We start from the raw sequence: 15,797 nt of genomic DNA, 5'->3' as shown, positions 1-15,797 counted from the left end.
GCCGATCCCGGGCGGGAATCTTGTCCCGCCGCCTTGCGTCGTCATCCGGGCGGTGTAATCTCGCGCCAAAACCCGCCAACCCGACGAACGGACCGTGCCATGCCCGCTTTCAAGACCCTCGATGATCTGACCGACCTTTCCGGCAAGCGCGTGCTGCTGCGCGTCGATCTCAATGTTCCGGTCAAGGATGGCAAGGTCACCGACCTGACCCGCATCGAGCGCGTCGCGCCCACCATCCTGGAACTGTCCTCCAAGGGCGCGCGGGTGATCCTGCTGGCCCATTTCGGCCGCCCCAAGGGCCAGCCCGAGCCCTCGATGTCGCTTGGCCCGATCGCCGGCGTCGTCGAAACCGTTCTCGACCATCGCGTCTATTTCGCCTCCGATTGCATCGGCGAGGCCGCGCGGGAGGCCGTGGACGCCATGTCCGACGGCGACGTGCTGCTTCTGGAGAACACCCGTTTCCACAAGGGCGAGGAAAAGAACGACCGCGACTTCACCGAAGCGCTGGCGGCAAACGGCGACATCTATGTCAACGACGCCTTTTCCGCGGCGCACCGCGCCCATGCCTCCACCGAAGGCCTCGCGCATCTCCTGCCCGCCTATGCCGGCCGCACCATGCAGGCCGAACTGATCGCGCTCGAGAAGGGCCTGGGCAAGCCGGCGCGGCCGGTGGTGGCGATCGTCGGCGGAGCCAAGGTCTCGTCCAAGATCGATCTGCTCAAGAACCTGGTCAAGAAGGTTGACGCGCTGGTGATCGGCGGCGGCATGGCCAACACCTTCCTCGCCGCCCGCGGCATCGATGTCGGCAAGTCGCTGTGCGAGCACGAGCTTGCCGCTACCGTCAACGAGATCGAGGCGGAGGCCACCGCTGCCGGCTGCGCGCTGGTGCTGCCGGTGGACGGCGTGGTGGCGCGCGAGTTCAAGGCCAATGCCGAAAGCCAGATCGTCGACGTGACCGCGATTCCCGCCGACGCGATGATGCTCGATGTCGGGCCGAAATCGGTGGCCTCCGTCAACGCCTGGATTTCGAAGGCCGACACGCTGGTCTGGAACGGCCCGCTCGGCGCCTTCGAGATCCCGCCCTTCGACGCCGCCACCGTCTCGGCCGCCCGGCATGCGGCGAGCCGCACGGCTGAGGGGCTGCTGGTCTCCGTCGCCGGCGGCGGCGACACCGTCTCCGCGCTCAACCATGCCGGCGTCGCCGACGATTTCTCCTATGTCTCCACTGCCGGCGGCGCCTTCCTGGAATGGATGGAAGGCAAGCCCTTGCCCGGCGTCGACGTTCTCAAGGCCTGACGCAGCAGGCTGCGGCCCCGAGCGGCAAAAGGCCGCCGCGGGCCGCGCCAAAACATCTGTATTTTCAATCGATTGAAACATTTTCAATCGATTCAAGCCGCCCGGGCCTATTTTCTCCCCGTCGCGGCATCTGATACAGGAACAGCCCAGACCGAGATGAACAGGGGATAGAGCATGATGAATGCAACCATGGCGCAGCAGATGACGGAAAAGGACGGCTTCATCGCCGCGCTCGACCAGTCCGGCGGATCGACGCCCAAGGCGCTCAAACTCTACGGCGTCGACGAAAGCGCCTATGCGAATGATGCGGAAATGTATGCGCTGATCCACGAGATGCGCGCCCGCATCATCAAGTCGCCCGCCTTCACCGGCGAGAAGGTGATCGGCGCGATCCTGTTCGAGCGCACCATGGACAGCGACATCGACGGCATCCCCACAGCCGATTATCTCTGGGACAAGCGCGGCATCGTGCCGTTCCTGAAGGTCGACAAGGGCCTGGCGGACGAAGCCAACGGCGTGCAGTTGATGAAGCCGATCGATGGTCTCGATCAGCTTCTCGAGCGCGCCGTGGCCAAGAACATCTTCGGCACCAAGATGCGCTCCGTCGTCAACGCCGCCGACAAGGCCGGCATCGAGGCGATCGTCGCCCAGCAGTTCGAGATCGGCAAGCAGATCCTCGGCCACGGGCTGATGCCGATCATCGAGCCCGAGGTCAACATCAAGATCGCCGACAAGGCCGAGGCCGAGGACCTGCTGCTGGCCTCGATCCGCCGCCATCTCGACGCCCTGCCCGCAGGTCAGCGCGTCATGCTCAAGCTGTCGCTGCCGACAAAGGCCAATCTCTACAAGCCGCTGGTCGAGCATCCGCGCGTCATGCGCGTCGTCGCCCTGTCGGGCGGCTATTCCCGCGACGAGGCCAACCGGCTGCTGAGCGCGAACGACGGCGTGATCGCCTCCTTCTCGCGGGCGCTCACCGAGGGCCTGTCCCACGGCCAGAGCGATGCCGAGTTCGACGCGGCGCTGTCCGCCACGATCGACAGCATCTTCGAGGCCTCCCGCAAGGCCTGACCCGCAGCCGCGACAGGCGATTTGTTCGAACCCGCCGTGGCCACGCGGCGGGTTTCCTTTTAGTGTCGCCGGATTGCGCAGGATGGGGCGAAGGCGACACGAGGGGGCGAGACCGATCATGAATATTTTCCTTGCCGGCCTGGTAAGCTGGGTGCTTGTTCCCGTCGCCGTGGTCAAGGGCATGGGCGTGCGCCGGACCGCGCCCCGGCTTCCGCCGCCGCGCGGCCGCCCCAGGGGCCAGATCGGCGGGGGCGCGCCTAGTATCCGGCTGCTGGTGATCGGCGATTCCTCGGCCGCAGGCGTCGGCGCCGACCGGGTCGAGGACACGCTCGGGCCGCAGCTCGGCCTTTGCCTGCACCGGATGACCGGCAAGACGGTGTCCTGGCGCAACGCCGGCGCCAATTCGGCGATCGCAGCCCAGGTCCGCGACCATGTGGTGCCCCATATCGAGGAGCGCGATTTCACCCATGTGGTGGTGACCGTGGGCACCAACGACGCCAAGAACTACGTGACGAAATCCGGCTTCAAGAAGGGCTTCGGCGGCCTGCTCTACGCCATCCATGCCCGCTGGCCGGAAGCCAGGGTCTACTGGTCGCCGGTCATTTCCATGGCGGACGTGCCAGCGCTCACGCCGTCGCTCGCCTATATCCTCGGCCTGCGCGTCGCCATCATCAACGCGACAGGCAGGCAATTGTGCAGGGAACGCTACGGCGCGGCGCTGGATCCGCTTCCGGTGGAGGGTCCGGGAGGCTTCGCCGTCGACGGATTTCACGCCGACGCGAACGGCTACCGGCACTGGGCCGAGCATGTGGCGCGGTTCATCCAGAACGACCGATCGCTCACCCCGGACGGATGACCAGCGTCATCATCATCGCAAAGATGAGAACCAGCGCGATCTTCCAGACATCGGCCCGTTTGCGCAGGCCCCAGATCCCGAAAGGCTTGATCAGATGCAGCCCCATGGCGACCAGCACCAGAACAAGCAGTATTTTTGTCGCCATCAGCCACGCCTTTTCCGATCGGGCCATAAACCTGTCATGATCAGCGTCGATCAGCTAGGCTTAGTGTCGGGCCATTGATTCCCGGTTCGCTCGATATCTGAAACGCTTTACACACCGGATTCTCATGCGCCGCAATCTTCTTCCCGTTTTGTCTTTGCTTTTGGGCACCGCATTCCTGCTGGCGGGCAACGGCCTGCACGGCTTGCTGCTGCCGATGCGCGGCACCGCCGAGGGCTTCTCGCCCACCTCGCTCGGCCTTCTGGGCACCTCCTGGGCGACGGGCTTCGTGCTCGGCTGCATCTTCTCGCAGCGGCTGGTGCGGCGGATCGGCCATATCCGGGCGTTTTCGGCGTTCTCGGCGATGATCGCCATCATCGCGCTGCTGACCGGCCTGCTGGTCGATCCCGTCTCCTGGATCCTGCTCAGGGTGATCACCGGCTTCTCGATCGCCGCCGCCTTCATGATCATCGAGAGCTGGCTCAACGAGCGGGCCACCAACGAGACCCGCGGGCTGATCTTCTCGCTCTACATGACGATCACCTATGTGGCCATCGTCGCCGGGCAGATGGCGATCGCGCTGGGCGACATCAACCAGTCGACCTTCTTCATCATCGCCGGCATCCTCTATTGCCTGGCGCTGCTGCCCACGGCCGTGTCGACCGCGTCGAGCCCGGCGCCGCTCAAGGAGGTCAAGCTCGACCTCAGGATGATCTACCGGAATTCGCCGGTCTCCTTCATTGCCATCCTGCTGATCGGCATCGCCAACGGCGCCTTCGGCACGCTCGCCCCGGTGTTCGGCGCCAATGTCGGGCTGACCACGCTCACCATCGCCACCATGATGTCGATCACCATCTTCTCGGGCGCGGTGATGCAACTGCCCGCGGGCCGGATGTCGGACCGCATGGACCGGCGCTACGTGCTGGCGGGACTGGCGGCGATCGCCGGCGTGTCGGGCCTCGCCATCGCGGTGATCCAGCCCTCGGGCATCGGCGTGCTGTTCGGGCTGATCTCGCTCTATGGCGCGATGTCCTACACGCTCTATTCGATCACGGTGGCGCATGCCAACGACTTCGCCGCCAGCGACAAGTTCGTCACCGTCTCGGGCGGCCTGCTGCTGCTCTACGGCATCGGCACCATCATCGGGCCGCTGATCGGCGGCCTCGCCATGGGCCAGAACACCTATCTCCTGTTCGCGGTGACGGCCGTCGCCCATATCGCCATCGCCGTCTACGCCCTGTTCCGCACCCGCAGGCGCGCGGCCATTCCCGCCGAGGAGCGCGAGAGCTTCAGTTCCACGCCCTCGGTGCGGTCGGCGACGCCGGAATCGATCAATCTCGACCCCCGCGCCGTGGTGCACGAGGACTGATGCAGCCTCCGCCCGCGCGGGCGGGTCAGGTCATGTCGAGCACGATCTTGCCGATGTGATCGCCGTCCTCCATGCGCTGGTGCGCGGCGGATGCCTGTTCCATCGGAAAGATCGAATCCATCACCGGCAGCACCTTGCGCTCGCTCAGCAGTGGCCAGACATGCTGGCGCAGCTCGTCGGCGATCCCCGCCTTGAAGGCGATGTCGCGGGCCCTGAGCGTCGATCCGGTGTGGCTGAGCCGCTTCATCATCAGCAGCGAGAAATCCACCTCCGCCTTGCGGCCCCTGAGGAAGGCGATCTGCACGATCCGGCCCTCCACCGCCGCGGCCTGGTAGTTCCGCGTGATGTAGTCGCCGCCCACCATGTCGAGGATCAGGTCGACGCCCCTGCCCTTTGTCGCCTCCTTGACCGCCTCGACGAAATCCGCGTCGCGGTAGTTGATCGCCACATCCGCGCCGAGCTCCCGCATCGCTTCGCATTTGGCCTCCGAGCCCGCCGTGGCGAACACCTTCGCGCCGAACGCCTTAGCAAGCTGGATGGCGGTGGTGCCGATGCCCGAGGTTCCGCCGTGGACCAGGAAGGTCTCGCCGGCCTTGAGCCCGCCGCGCTTGAACACATTGTGCCAGACGGTGAAGAAGGTCTCGGGAATGGCCGCCGCCTCGGTCATGGTCAGGCTGCCCGGCGCGGGCAGCGCATTGGTTTCATCCACGCAGCAGAACTCCGCATAGCCGCCGCCCGGCACCAGCGCACAGACCCGGTCGCCCGGCTTGAAGCGCGTGACCGCGGCGCCCACCGCGCTCACTTCGCCGGCGATCTCGAGCCCGGGAATGTCGGACGCGCCGGGCGGCGGCGGATAGGCGCCCTGGCGCTGCAGGCAGTCGGGCCGGTTGATGCCGGCCGCGAAGACCTTGACCAGCAGTTCGGATTCCGCCGGAACCGGCCTGTCGCGCGTCGCGAGCTGGAGAACTTCAGGCCCACCGGGTTCGCGGATCTCGATTGCACGCATCATGTCATTCCTCTGCTGGCACTTTTCCCCAACTTAGGCCCGGGCTAGGGTGACGGCAATGCCGGCCGGCGATTTGACCGGCCAAGCCCAGGCCTGAAGGGAGACAGCCCATGTTCGCAGATGACGACCGCCCCAAACCGAAGAAGCTGCACGAGATCGGATGCGACCTGACATTCCTGTCCGCCGGCGAACTCGACGAGCGAATCGCCCTGTTGCGCGAGGAAATCGCGCGGCTGGAAGCAGACAAGGTGTCGAAAACATCGAGCCGCAGCGTGGCGGAGAACCTATTCAAACCGAAATAATCCAAGATTTTCAGCGATATATGAAATTCTTGGACTGCGTTAAGCTTCGGTTAAGCTTTACAAGTCTTTACTATGAACATCCGGGTTTCCTGGATTTGACATTTTGACTTCGGGTCGGAGTGTCTGACGCCTCCCTGTTAAACTCTTGAGAGCCGCTGATGCGGCTCTTTTTTTATGCCCGCGCGTGCTGCCCGCAGCCGTCGGCGGCGCCACGCCCCGGTCGGAGCCAGGGAGCCGAAGCGACCGGCAGGAAGCCGTCCTTTCCGCCGCAAAACCCCCGGAAACGGGCGGTTCCGGGCCGCCGGGCACGTTAACCCTTTCTTAAGAATAAGCTTGCCGGAAAAGGCACAACGGTTCAGGATACAGGGGCTGGCGGAGACAGTTGACGCCAAGCAACAGCCGCCTACCTCAGTATTTTGTAATCAGGAATTTCGGCCAATGTCTGAAACCCGCCTCAACACCGTCAATCTCGCCGACCGCATGGCCAATTCCGCCCAGTTCAAGGCGCTCTATGCCGAGGGCATGGGACTGGTTGAGGAGACCGCCAACTATCTCGACGGTCCCGGACGGGTCGCCTCCAAGGCGCTGCCGCGCATGGCCGGCGTGCTCTACGCCGCCGAATCCATGCGCCTGACCACGCGCCTGATGCAGATGGCGTCGTGGCTGCTGCTGCAGCGCGCCGTCAACAATGGCGAGATGAACCGCGACCAGGTGATGGCCGAGAAGAACAAGGTGCGCCTCGACAGCTTCAATTGCGACAAGTCGGCTCAGGGCTGGGCCGATCTGCCGGACAGCTTCCGCGATCTGGTCGAACGCTCGCTGCGCATCCAAAACCGCGTGGCGATGCTCGACCGCGAGATCTACCGCCCGGCCGAGGCCGCGGCCCTGAAGCCGGACAACGAGAACTCGGTCCAGGCCCAGCAGCAATTGTTGCAGACGGTCTTCAGCAAGCGCTGAGACCCGCTCCCGCGATCCAAACCGGCACAGGCCCGCGGCAATCGCGGGCTTTTTTGCGTCTACTGCCCGCAGTGTCGCATTTCGGGACCGGGGCCAGGGAGGCCCGGTCGCCGAAGGCTTTCACGGACTTGCGAGAGGCCGGCTTCGCCCGCAAGCCGGCTTGAAGCACGGAAAAGCCCGCCGGAGCGTATCCGGCGGGCTTGGCATCCGGACCAGGCCGGAGTGATTACATGTTGAGGCCTTCGAAGCGCTTCTTGAACTTCGACAGGCGGCCGCCACGGTCCAGCATCTGCTGGTTGCCGCCGGTCCAGGCCGGGTGCGACTTCGGATCGATTTCGAGGTTCATGGTGTCGCCTTCGGCGCCCCAGGTCGACCGGGTCATGTATTCGGTGCCGTCGGTCATGACCACCTTGATCATGTGGTACTCGGGATGGATGTTCGACTTCATCTTCTTTGTCCTGCCGTTGGGAGGCCCCTGCGCAACATTGCTTGCGGCATATTGGCCAAACACATATATGAAGCCGGGTCCGTCAGGACAACGACTTCCCAATTCGATGGCGAGCCTATACAGGAAGCCTCAATCGATAACAAGGGCCGCATCCGTTTTTGCAGGTCCGCGGAATTGCCGCATACGCATATCGGGAGACGACGTGGCTGAACAATCTGACACCCCCAAAACGGCGCGCCCCTCGGTGCGCCCGCTCACCCGTCTTTTTCCCTATGTCAGGCGCTATCCGCATCTGGTGCTGGGCGCACTGGCCTTCCTGCTGCTGGCGGCGGTCACCACGCTGACGCTGCCGATGGCGATCCGCCGGATGATCGACCATGGCTTTTCCGCCCAGGACGCAGGCTTCATCAACAGCTACTTCTCGATGCTCGCGGCGATTGCCATCCTGCTCGCCTTCGCCTCGGCCTGCCGCTATTATTTCGTCATCACGCTGGGCGAGCGCGTGGTCTCCGACATCCGCCGCGATGTCTTCGATCACGTCACGCAACTCTCGGCCGCCTTCTACGACGCCAACCGGTCGGGCGAGATCGTCTCCCGGCTGACCGCCGACACCACCCAGATCAAGTCGACCGTCGGCGCCACCGCCTCGCTGGCGCTGCGCAACACGATCCTGTGCCTGGGCGCGGGCGCGATGATGTTCATCACCTCGCCCCAGCTTTCGGGCTTGGTTCTCGGCGCCATTCCGCTGATCGTCTTTCCGATCGTCGGCTTCGGCCGCAAGGTGCGCAAGCGCTCGCGCGAAGCCCAGGACAGCCTGGCCGAGGCCATGACCTTCGCCGGAGAGGCGATCGGCGCCACCCGCACGGTGCAAGCCTTCAACACCGAAAAAGCCTCCCAGGCGCGCTTCAGCCAGGCGGTCGAGACCGCCTTCGCCGCCGTCAGGAAGTCGATCCTCGCCCGCTCCGTGCTGACCGGTTTCGCCATCGCCATGGCGTTCGGCTCGATCGTCGCGGTGCTCTGGTACGGCGCCCAATCGGTGCTGTCGGGGGAGTTGTCCCCCGGCACGCTCGGCCAGTTCCTGCTCTATTCGGTCTTTGCCGCGGGCAGCCTCGGCGCGCTGTCGGAAGTCTGGGGCGAACTCTCCCAGGCCGCCGGCGCCGCCGAGCGGTTGAGCGAACTGCTCGACGAAGTGCCCGAAATTCGCGCGCCGGCATCGCCCAGGCCGCTTCCGGTGCCCGCCGTCGGCGACATCCGCTTCGAGGATGTGCATTTCGCCTATCCGGCGCGGCCCGACACCTCGGCGCTCACGGGCACCAGCTTTCATGTCCGGCCCGGCGAGACCGTGGCCGTGGTCGGCGCCTCGGGCGCCGGCAAATCGACCCTGTTCTCGCTGATCCTGCGGTTCTACGACGTCACCACCGGGGCGGTGCTGATCGACCATGTCGATGTCCGCGACGCCGATCCGGCGGAGGTGCGCGCCCGCATCGCGCTTGTGCCGCAGGACGTCACCATCTTCGCCGGCAGCGTCGGCAGCAACATCGCCTTCGGACAACCCGGCGCAAGCCAGGCCGACATCGAGGCCGCCGCCAAGGCGGCGCAGGCGCATGAGTTCATCATGGCGCTGGACAAGGGCTACGACACGCCGGTCGGCGAACGCGGCATCACCCTGTCGGGCGGGCAGCGCCAGCGCGTGGCGATCGCCCGGGCAATCCTCAGGGACGCGCCGATCCTGCTGCTCGACGAGGCGACATCGGCGCTGGACGCGGAAAACGAGAAGCTGGTGCAGAAGGCGCTGGAAGGCCTGATGGAAAACCGCACGACCATCGTCATCGCCCACCGGCTGGCGACCGTGCTGCGCGCCGACCGCATTCTGGTCATGGACAAGGGCCGGATCGTCGAGGAAGGCAGCCATGCCGAACTGGTGGCGCGCGGCGGGCTCTATGCCCGCCTCGCCCGGCTGCAATTCGAGCATGGCGCCGAGGCTCTGACTTTCGAAGCGCCGGTCGATCTTGAAGCCCTTGCCGTCAAACAAATTTGAAAAACGCCTGTCACAATCTTGTGAAAGGTCCCAAATCAGGATAATCATCCGGCGTTCGTCTGGAAGCCACGCGGGGGACGGGACGCCTGTCCGCGGGCTATAACAGGAACCTTCAGAAGGTGTATCCACGATGCGGAATGACGCGGAGTGGCGGACCCTGCTTTTGGCAGGCGTTTGCTATGCTGTGTGGTTGTTGCTGGCGTTTGGGTGGGCTGACTTGCCGGACACGGTGCGTGTCCTCTTGCTGATCCCCACGATCACGCTGCATTCCTCGCTTCAACACGAATTCTTACACGGTCATCCTTTCAGGAACCAGAAAATCAACGATCTGCTGATCGCCCCGCCAATCGGAGTGCTGGTGCCCTACCTGCGCTTCAAATCCTGCCACCTCACCCATCACATCAACGAAAACATCACCGACCCCTACGACGATCCGGAGAGCTATTATCTCGACCGGCAGGTCTGGGCGTCGCTGCCGGCCTGGTTCAGGAGCGTGCTCGTCGCCAACAACACGCTCATCGGACGGATGACGCTCGGCCCGGCGCTGGCCACCATCGGCTTCCTGCGCAGCGAGTTCGTTCGCGCCAAGTCCGGCGACAGGGTCATCCTTACGATATGGCTGCGTCACATTCTGTCAGTAGCGGTGCTGTTCGGGCTGATCGGCCTCTATGGGAGCCTGTCGCCGCTCGCCTATTTCGCCGCCGCCTATTTCGGCATGGGCCTTCTGATGGTGCGTTCGTTCCTGGAGCACCAGGCGGTCGAGAAGACCAACCAGCGCTCGGTGATCATCGAGACCAGGGGGCCGCTGAGCCTGTTGTTCCTCAACAACAATTTCCACTCGGTGCACCACGCCTATCCGTCGCTGGCCTGGTACCGCATTCCCGAATTCTTCCGCGAGAACAGGGAACGGTTCCTGCGCATGAACGGCGGCTACCGCTACGAGAGCTACTGGGAAGTGTTCCGCCGCTTCGGCTTCAGGCCCAAGGAGCCGGTCGCCTGGCCGATCGAGCGCCAGCGCAGACGCCGCGGCGAAGCCCAGTGACCCCATCGCAATCACCGGAGGCGGCGCCATGACCGGCATCGCCTCCCTGCCGATGTATGACTGGCCGGAGATCCGCCAGGCCACCGACGCGGTCTGGGCCGGGATCCGCTCGCACTTGTCCAGGCGCGGCATGGACGCCCCCGCGGCGCTCGACCGGAGCGCCGATCCGGAGCCGCTCTGGCTGCGCCCCGATCTCGTGCTGTCGCAGACCTGCGGCTATCCCTACGCCACACGGCTCGCGGGCAAGGTGGCGCTCGTCGCAACCCCCGCCCATGCGGCGACCGGCGCCAGGCCCGGGCATTATTTCAGCGTGCTAGTCGCGCGCGGCGGCGATGCGCCCGACACGCTCGCCGATCTCGCCGGCAGGCGCTTTGCCTTCAACATGGTCCACTCGCAATCGGGCTTCGCCGCCCCGGTGCGGCTGCTTGCCGCGGGCGGACACGCCTCGCTGCCGCCACCGCTGGAAACCGGGGCACACCGGGCATCGATCCGCGCCGTGGCCACGGGCGAGGCCGACTGGGCCGCGATCGACGCCGTGACCTGGGAACTGGCCAAACGCCATGAGCCGGCGGCTGCCGGTCTCACCGTCTTCGCCGCCACGCCCGAAACGCCGGGATTGCCGCTGATCGCCGGTCCCGGCCTCGCCGGCCGGGCTCCGATGATCGCCGACGCGGTCGAGGCCGCGATCGAAGAGCTTGAACCGGAGATTCGCGATCAGGTGTTGCTGACGGGTCTGGTGCGGCTAACGCCGCGCGACTACGCCCCGCTGGCGGCGCCCTTCGACCCGGCGCCGTGCCTTCCCGGGCTCGGCGCCTGAGGGCACACCGCTGCGGGATTAGCGCTCGGTGAGCTTGAGCTCGATGCGGCGGTTGGTGGCGCGGTCCTCGTCGGTGTCGCCTTCGGCGATCGGCTGGAACTCGCCGAAGCCGGCGGCCACCAGCCGGTTGGCCGGTACACCATTGGCGATCAGATATTTGACCACCGAAGTGGCGCGGGCGGTGGAGAGTTCCCAGTTGTCGGCATAGCGGCCGCTGCCCGACAGCGGCACATTGTCGGTATGGCCGTCGACGCGCAGCACCCAGTTGATTTCCTCGGGGATCTCGCGGGCGAGCTCGATGATGGCGCTGGCGAGCTTGGCCATCTGCTCCTGGCCGGCCGGATTGAGCTCGTTGCCGCCAGAGGGGAACAGCACTTCCGACTGGAACACGAAGCGGTCGCCCACCACGCGCACGTCCTCGCGGCTGGCGAGGATTTCCCTGAGCCGCCCGAAGAAGTCGGAGCGGTAGCGGTTGAGCTCCTGCACCCGCTGCGCCAGCGCGACATTGAGCCGCCGGCCGAGATCGGCGATCTTGGTCTGGGTCTCCCGGTCCTTGCTTTCCGACGCCTCGAGCGCATCCTCGAGAGCGCCGAGCTGGGTCCTCAGCGCCGCGATCTGCTGGTTGAGCAGGTCGACCTGGTTGAGCGCCCGCTGCGAGACCTGCTTTTCGGCGTCGAGCGTCTCTGTGAGCGTGCCGATCCGGGCTTCCGCCGCTTCGCTGGCGCCCGAGCCGCTGGCCAGCAGTTCCTGCAGGCGCGACCGGTCGGATTCCGATTCCGACAGCGAGGCCTGCAGATTGGCGAGCGTATCCTGCAGATCCTGGTTTCCCGAGCGCTCCAGCGCCAGAAGCTGGGTCAGTTCGTTGATCTGGCTGTTGAGCCGGTTGAGCACCTCGTCCCGGCCGGAAATCTCGCGGCTCAAGAAGAACTGCGCCAGCACGAACACGGTGAGCAGGAACATGATGGCGAGCAGCAGGGTCGACAGGGCGTCGACGAAGCCGGGCCAGTAGTCGACGCCTTGCTCCCGCCGCCGGTTTCGCGCCAGCGCCATGGCCTACTTGTCCCCGATCTTGTCGGCAAGCTTGTCGAGCGTCTCGCGCATCCGCCGCGATTCCACCTGCTGCGCCTCGATCCAGTCCCTGAGCATCTGCTGCTCGTTGCGCATGTTCTTGACCAGTCCCTGGATGCCTTCGGCCAGGCTCGCCATGGCCGCCGTCGTGCGCGGCGTAATGCCCGCGTCCTGCGACATCTTCTGCATCCGCTCGGTCAGCATCCGGATTTCTTCCGTCGTGCCGGCGCTGTCGGTCGGCATGCTCATCCCGGAATCGAGATCGGTCATGGTCGACAGCCAGTTCTCGAGCTCGGTGTAGAACCGGTTTTGGGCGCGTCCCGCCTGCAGGTCGAGAAAGCCAAGCACCAGCGATCCGGCCAGGCCGAACAGCGACGAGGAAAACGCCGTGCCCATGCCGTCGAGCGGCGCCGACAGGCCGCTCTTGAGGGTGGAGAGCACGTCGCCGGTGCCGCCGGTGCCGGGGTCCAGCGACTGGATCACCTGGTTGATCGAGCCGATGGTGCCGAGCAGGCCCCAGAAGGTGCCGAGCAGGCCGAGAAACACCAGCAGGCCGATCAGATAGCGCGAGGTGTCGCGCGATTCATCGAGCCGCGTGGCGATGGAATCGAGGATCGACCGCAGCGAGGAGGTGGACAGGGCCATCGACTGGCGGCGGCCGATCAGCGCCCGCATCGGCGCCAAGAGCACCGGGTCGCGACCGACCTTCTCCGCGTCGCCGGTGGCGCGCAGCGAATTGACCCAGCGCACTTCCGGGCGAAGCCTGAGCACATGGGTGAAGACCAGCAATATGCCGACCGCGAGCACGCCGAGGATCAGCCCGTTCAGCCCGGGATTGGCCAGGAACGCCGTCTGGATCTGCCGGTAGAGGATTGCCGCCACGAAACCGGAGAGGATGAGAAAGATCATCATGCTCCAGAAGAAGACAAGCGGACTGGAAAGCTTGTAAGGGTCGGCCCCGCTACCGTCTTCCGAGATGCCCCATCCTGACAATGTCAGTTTTGCCATGCGTTATCCGTCCTGGCCTTTGTCTCAAATCACAAGATCGGTTCAAGACTAGCCGATATTATGGCGGAAATGAAAGCATGCTTTCAAAACAAAGCTATGACGGCGCGGCTCAGGCCGCCGGGACGGGCCGCTGGATCAGGTCGAGAAGGCCCTTGAGCACATATTCGTTGCCGGCCGCGACGGACTTGGTTCCGAACATGTCGGTGCCGCCGGTCATGTCGGCGACGAACCCGCCCGCTTCCCGGATCAGGATAAGCCCCGCGGCCATGTCCCAGGGTTCGAGAGGCTTCTCCCAGAACCCGTCGAGCCGGCCGGCCGCCACATAGGCGAGATCCAGCGCCGCCGCGCCCATGCGGCGGATGCCCGCGCATTCGCCCATGACATGGCGCAGCTCCACCAGGAACTTGCCGTGATGGCCGCGTCCGAGATGCGGCACGCCGGTGCCGATCACCGCGTCCGACATCGCCTTGCGGGCCGCCACGCGCAGCCGCCGGTCGTTGAGGAAGGCGCCGCCGCCGCGTTCGGCGGTGTAGAGCTCGTCGGTGGCGGGATTGTAGATCACCCCGGCGACGATCTCGCCATTGCGCTCGAGCGCGATGGAGACGGCGAAATGCGGCATGCCGTGCAGGAAGTTGGTGGTGCCGTCGAGCGGATCGACGATCCAGCGATGAGCGCCGTCGGTGCCGGTCAGCTCTTCGCTCTCCTCGCCCATGAAGCCGTAGGTCGGGCGCGCCCTGAGCAGCTCGGTCTTGATGATGGTCTCGGCCTTGCGGTCGGCCTGGCTGACATAGTCGCCCGGTCCCTTGAGCGAGACCTGCAGGTTCTGGACCTCGCCGAAATCGCGCGCAAGCGAGCGACCGGCCTTGAGCGCCGACTGGACCATCACGTTGAGAAGGGCTGAACGCGCCATCTGGTATCTATCCTTGGTGTCGGCGCGCGACGTCGGTCGCGCCCCTGGTCAGTTTCGGTCGGCGTCAGTGTCAGTCGGCGCGGCGCAGATAGGTCAGTTCATTGGTGTCGACCACCACTCGCTCGCCGGCCCCGATGAACGGCGGCACGAGAATGCGCACGCCGTTTTCCAGGATCGCCGGCTTGTAGGACGAGGCCGCCGTCTGGCCCTTGACCACCGGATCGGCTTCGGCGATCGCCAGCGTCACGTGGTCGGGCAGCGCGATGCCGATCGGACGCTCGTCATAGAGCTCCACCGTCACCATCATGCCGTCCTGCAGGAAGGCGCGGCGGTCGCCGACGAAGTCCTTCTGCAGCTCGAGCTGCTCGTAGCTTTCCAGATCCATGAACACCAGCGCCTCGCCCTGCTCGTAGAGGAACTGGAAATCCTTCTGCTCGAGGCGGATGCGCTCGACCGTTTCGGAGGCCCGGAAACGCTCGTTGAGCTTGGTGCCGTCGATGAGGTTCTTCAGCTCGACCTGGTTGAAGGCGCCGCCCTTGCCGGGCTTGACCGCATTGGTCCTGACCACGGCCCACAGGCCGCCATTGTGCTCGAGCACGTTGCCGGGACGAATTTCATTTCCGTTGATTTTCATGGGAACATTCCGCGTCAGCTTGATCCGGCCCGGTTTTCGGCGCCGCTTGGCGGCCTCAAGACCACAAATAACCGAGCTTTTCAAGTCTGGCGCATGATCGGGACGCCGCGATGCCCCGGTTCAACGCTTGCCGAACTGGTTTGCCGCGTCGATCGCGCGTTTTTGCTCTTCCGCGGTCAGTCCCTGGTAGAAATCGTCGAGCGACCGGTCGTCATAGCCGGCGCGGCGCGACAGGATGTACCATTTCGCCGCCTCCACCGGGTCGCCGCTGGTGCCGATGGCGTTGATGTGCAGCACCGCCATGCGGTTCTGCGCCACGACATTGCCGCGGGTGGCGGCGACCTGCATCCAGCGGAACCCGCTTGCATAGTCCTTGGGGCCGCCGATCCCGTCGATCAGCCAGATGGCGTAGTCGAGTTGCGCGGTGTCGAAACCGCCGCGCGCCGCCTTTTCCATGTATTCCCGCGCCCGCGCCCGCTTCTCCTCGGGGACGCCCACCGTGTGGCTGTAGATCTGCGCCAGCGCGTATTGCGCATCCGGAACGCCCTGCTCGGCCGCCTTCTCGAAATAGGGCAGCGCCTCCAGCACCCCCGCGTCGCCCGGCGTCTTCGAGACCAGCGACTGGGCGTGGTTGAACTGGGCGAAGGCATTGCCCGCGTCGGCGGCCTTCTTCATCAGCTCCTCGGCCTTGGCGGGGTCGGCCGCGACATGCCTGCCTTCGATCAGCATGACGCCATATTTGAACTGGGCCGAGGGATCGCCGCCCTCGGCCGCCTGGGCGTACCAGAAGGCGGCGTCGTCCATGCTGCGCGCCACGCCGAGGCCGGCCGCGAACA

Annotated in this window: 17 protein-coding genes; 9 read left to right on the top strand and 8 right to left on the bottom strand. The window is 65.5% G+C overall.

Translation table 11 applies throughout. The annotated features are described in order from the left end of the window. Positions 1-99: 99 nt before the first annotated feature. The 3 genes from LL06_RS16505 to LL06_RS16495 all read left to right on the top strand — a co-directional run bounded on the left by LL06_RS16505 (position 100) and on the right by LL06_RS16495 (position 3,220). Positions 100-1,296 carry a phosphoglycerate kinase gene (locus LL06_RS16505; RefSeq protein WP_035529306.1) on the top strand — a complete coding sequence of 399 codons (1,197 nt, stop codon included), beginning with the start codon at positions 100-102 and terminating at the stop codon, positions 1,294-1,296. 174 nt (positions 1,297-1,470) lie between these two features. Then, positions 1,471-2,364 carry a fructose bisphosphate aldolase gene (locus tag LL06_RS16500; RefSeq protein ID WP_035529305.1) on the top strand — a complete coding sequence of 298 codons (894 nt, stop codon included), beginning with the start codon at positions 1,471-1,473 and terminating at the stop codon, positions 2,362-2,364. Positions 2,365-2,482: 118 nt separating this feature from the next. Beyond that, positions 2,483-3,220: an SGNH/GDSL hydrolase family protein gene (locus LL06_RS16495; RefSeq protein WP_035529302.1), complete on the top strand. Its 738-nt coding sequence runs from the start codon at positions 2,483-2,485 to the stop codon at positions 3,218-3,220. Here LL06_RS16495 and LL06_RS27970 read toward each other — a convergent pair. Further along, positions 3,204-3,365, bottom strand: a complete 162-nt coding sequence (locus LL06_RS27970; RefSeq protein WP_162835378.1) for a hypothetical protein — start codon at positions 3,363-3,365, stop codon at positions 3,204-3,206. The genes LL06_RS16495 and LL06_RS27970 overlap by 17 nt on opposite strands. Before the next feature lie 124 nt (positions 3,366-3,489). On the opposite strand from LL06_RS27970, the gene LL06_RS16485 reads away from it, so the two are divergent. Further along, positions 3,490-4,731, top strand: a complete 1,242-nt coding sequence (locus LL06_RS16485) for an MFS transporter (RefSeq protein WP_035529297.1) — start codon at positions 3,490-3,492, stop codon at positions 4,729-4,731. Between the two features lie 25 nt (positions 4,732-4,756). On the opposite strand, the gene LL06_RS16480 is transcribed toward LL06_RS16485, so the two are convergent. Next, a complete protein-coding gene (locus LL06_RS16480; RefSeq protein ID WP_035529295.1) occupies positions 4,757-5,740 on the bottom strand; it encodes an NAD(P)H-quinone oxidoreductase in 984 nt (327 codons plus the stop codon). Positions 5,741-5,847: 107 nt separating this feature from the next. Between LL06_RS16480 and LL06_RS16475 the strand changes: the two genes are divergently transcribed. Together LL06_RS16475 and LL06_RS16470 are read left to right on the top strand one after the other, a co-directional pair. Continuing rightward, positions 5,848-6,039, top strand: a complete 192-nt coding sequence (locus LL06_RS16475; protein ID WP_035529291.1) for a DUF1192 domain-containing protein — start codon at positions 5,848-5,850, stop codon at positions 6,037-6,039. 438 nt (positions 6,040-6,477) lie between these two features. Further along, positions 6,478-6,996 carry a DUF1465 family protein gene (locus LL06_RS16470; RefSeq protein WP_035529289.1) on the top strand — a complete coding sequence of 173 codons (519 nt, stop codon included), beginning with the start codon at positions 6,478-6,480 and terminating at the stop codon, positions 6,994-6,996. 226 nt (positions 6,997-7,222) lie between these two features. Here LL06_RS16470 and rpmE read toward each other — a convergent pair whose 3' ends face one another. Beyond that, complete coding sequence (gene rpmE / locus LL06_RS16465; RefSeq protein WP_035529287.1) at positions 7,223-7,444, bottom strand: 50S ribosomal protein L31; 222 nt, start codon at positions 7,442-7,444, stop codon at positions 7,223-7,225. Between the two features lie 202 nt (positions 7,445-7,646). Between rpmE and LL06_RS16460 the strand changes: the two genes are divergently transcribed. The 3 genes from LL06_RS16460 to LL06_RS16450 all read left to right on the top strand — a co-directional run bounded on the left by LL06_RS16460 (position 7,647) and on the right by LL06_RS16450 (position 11,341). Continuing rightward, positions 7,647-9,482 carry an ABC transporter transmembrane domain-containing protein gene (locus LL06_RS16460; RefSeq protein WP_052161652.1) on the top strand — a complete coding sequence of 612 codons (1,836 nt, stop codon included), beginning with the start codon at positions 7,647-7,649 and terminating at the stop codon, positions 9,480-9,482. A gap of 229 nt (positions 9,483-9,711) precedes the next feature. Further along, positions 9,712-10,524 (top strand): fatty acid desaturase, encoded by an 813-nt coding sequence (locus LL06_RS16455; RefSeq protein WP_210165722.1) that lies wholly within the window; start codon positions 9,712-9,714, stop codon positions 10,522-10,524. A 28-nt stretch (positions 10,525-10,552) separates the two neighbouring features. After that, positions 10,553-11,341 (top strand): PhnD/SsuA/transferrin family substrate-binding protein, encoded by a 789-nt coding sequence (locus tag LL06_RS16450; protein WP_035529282.1) that lies wholly within the window; start codon positions 10,553-10,555, stop codon positions 11,339-11,341. An 18-nt stretch (positions 11,342-11,359) separates the two neighbouring features. Here LL06_RS16450 and LL06_RS16445 read toward each other — a convergent pair whose 3' ends face one another. The 5 genes from LL06_RS16445 to LL06_RS16425 all read right to left on the bottom strand — a co-directional run. Further along, entirely contained in the window at positions 11,360-12,391 is a 1,032-nt protein-coding gene (locus tag LL06_RS16445) for a peptidoglycan -binding protein (RefSeq protein ID WP_035529281.1), read from the bottom strand. A 3-nt stretch (positions 12,392-12,394) separates the two neighbouring features. Further along, entirely contained in the window at positions 12,395-13,417 is a 1,023-nt protein-coding gene (locus tag LL06_RS16440) for a MotA/TolQ/ExbB proton channel family protein (RefSeq protein WP_035529280.1), read from the bottom strand. Between the two features lie 109 nt (positions 13,418-13,526). Further along, positions 13,527-14,327: an inositol monophosphatase family protein gene (locus LL06_RS16435; RefSeq protein ID WP_035529279.1), complete on the bottom strand. Its 801-nt coding sequence runs from the start codon at positions 14,325-14,327 to the stop codon at positions 13,527-13,529. A 70-nt stretch (positions 14,328-14,397) separates the two neighbouring features. Next, complete coding sequence (gene efp / locus LL06_RS16430) at positions 14,398-14,961, bottom strand: elongation factor P (protein WP_035529277.1); 564 nt, start codon at positions 14,959-14,961, stop codon at positions 14,398-14,400. A 120-nt stretch (positions 14,962-15,081) separates the two neighbouring features. Beyond that, positions 15,082-15,797 (bottom strand): tetratricopeptide repeat protein (locus tag LL06_RS16425; protein ID WP_035529276.1); only part of this gene is annotated, 716 nt, incomplete at its 5' end.

The sequence above is a fragment of the Hoeflea sp. BAL378 genome, assembly GCF_000759435.1.
Classification (GTDB): domain Bacteria; phylum Pseudomonadota; class Alphaproteobacteria; order Rhizobiales; family Rhizobiaceae; genus Hoeflea.
Note: the sequence above shows the minus strand (reverse complement) of the source record. Positions and strands in the feature narration are given on the sequence as shown.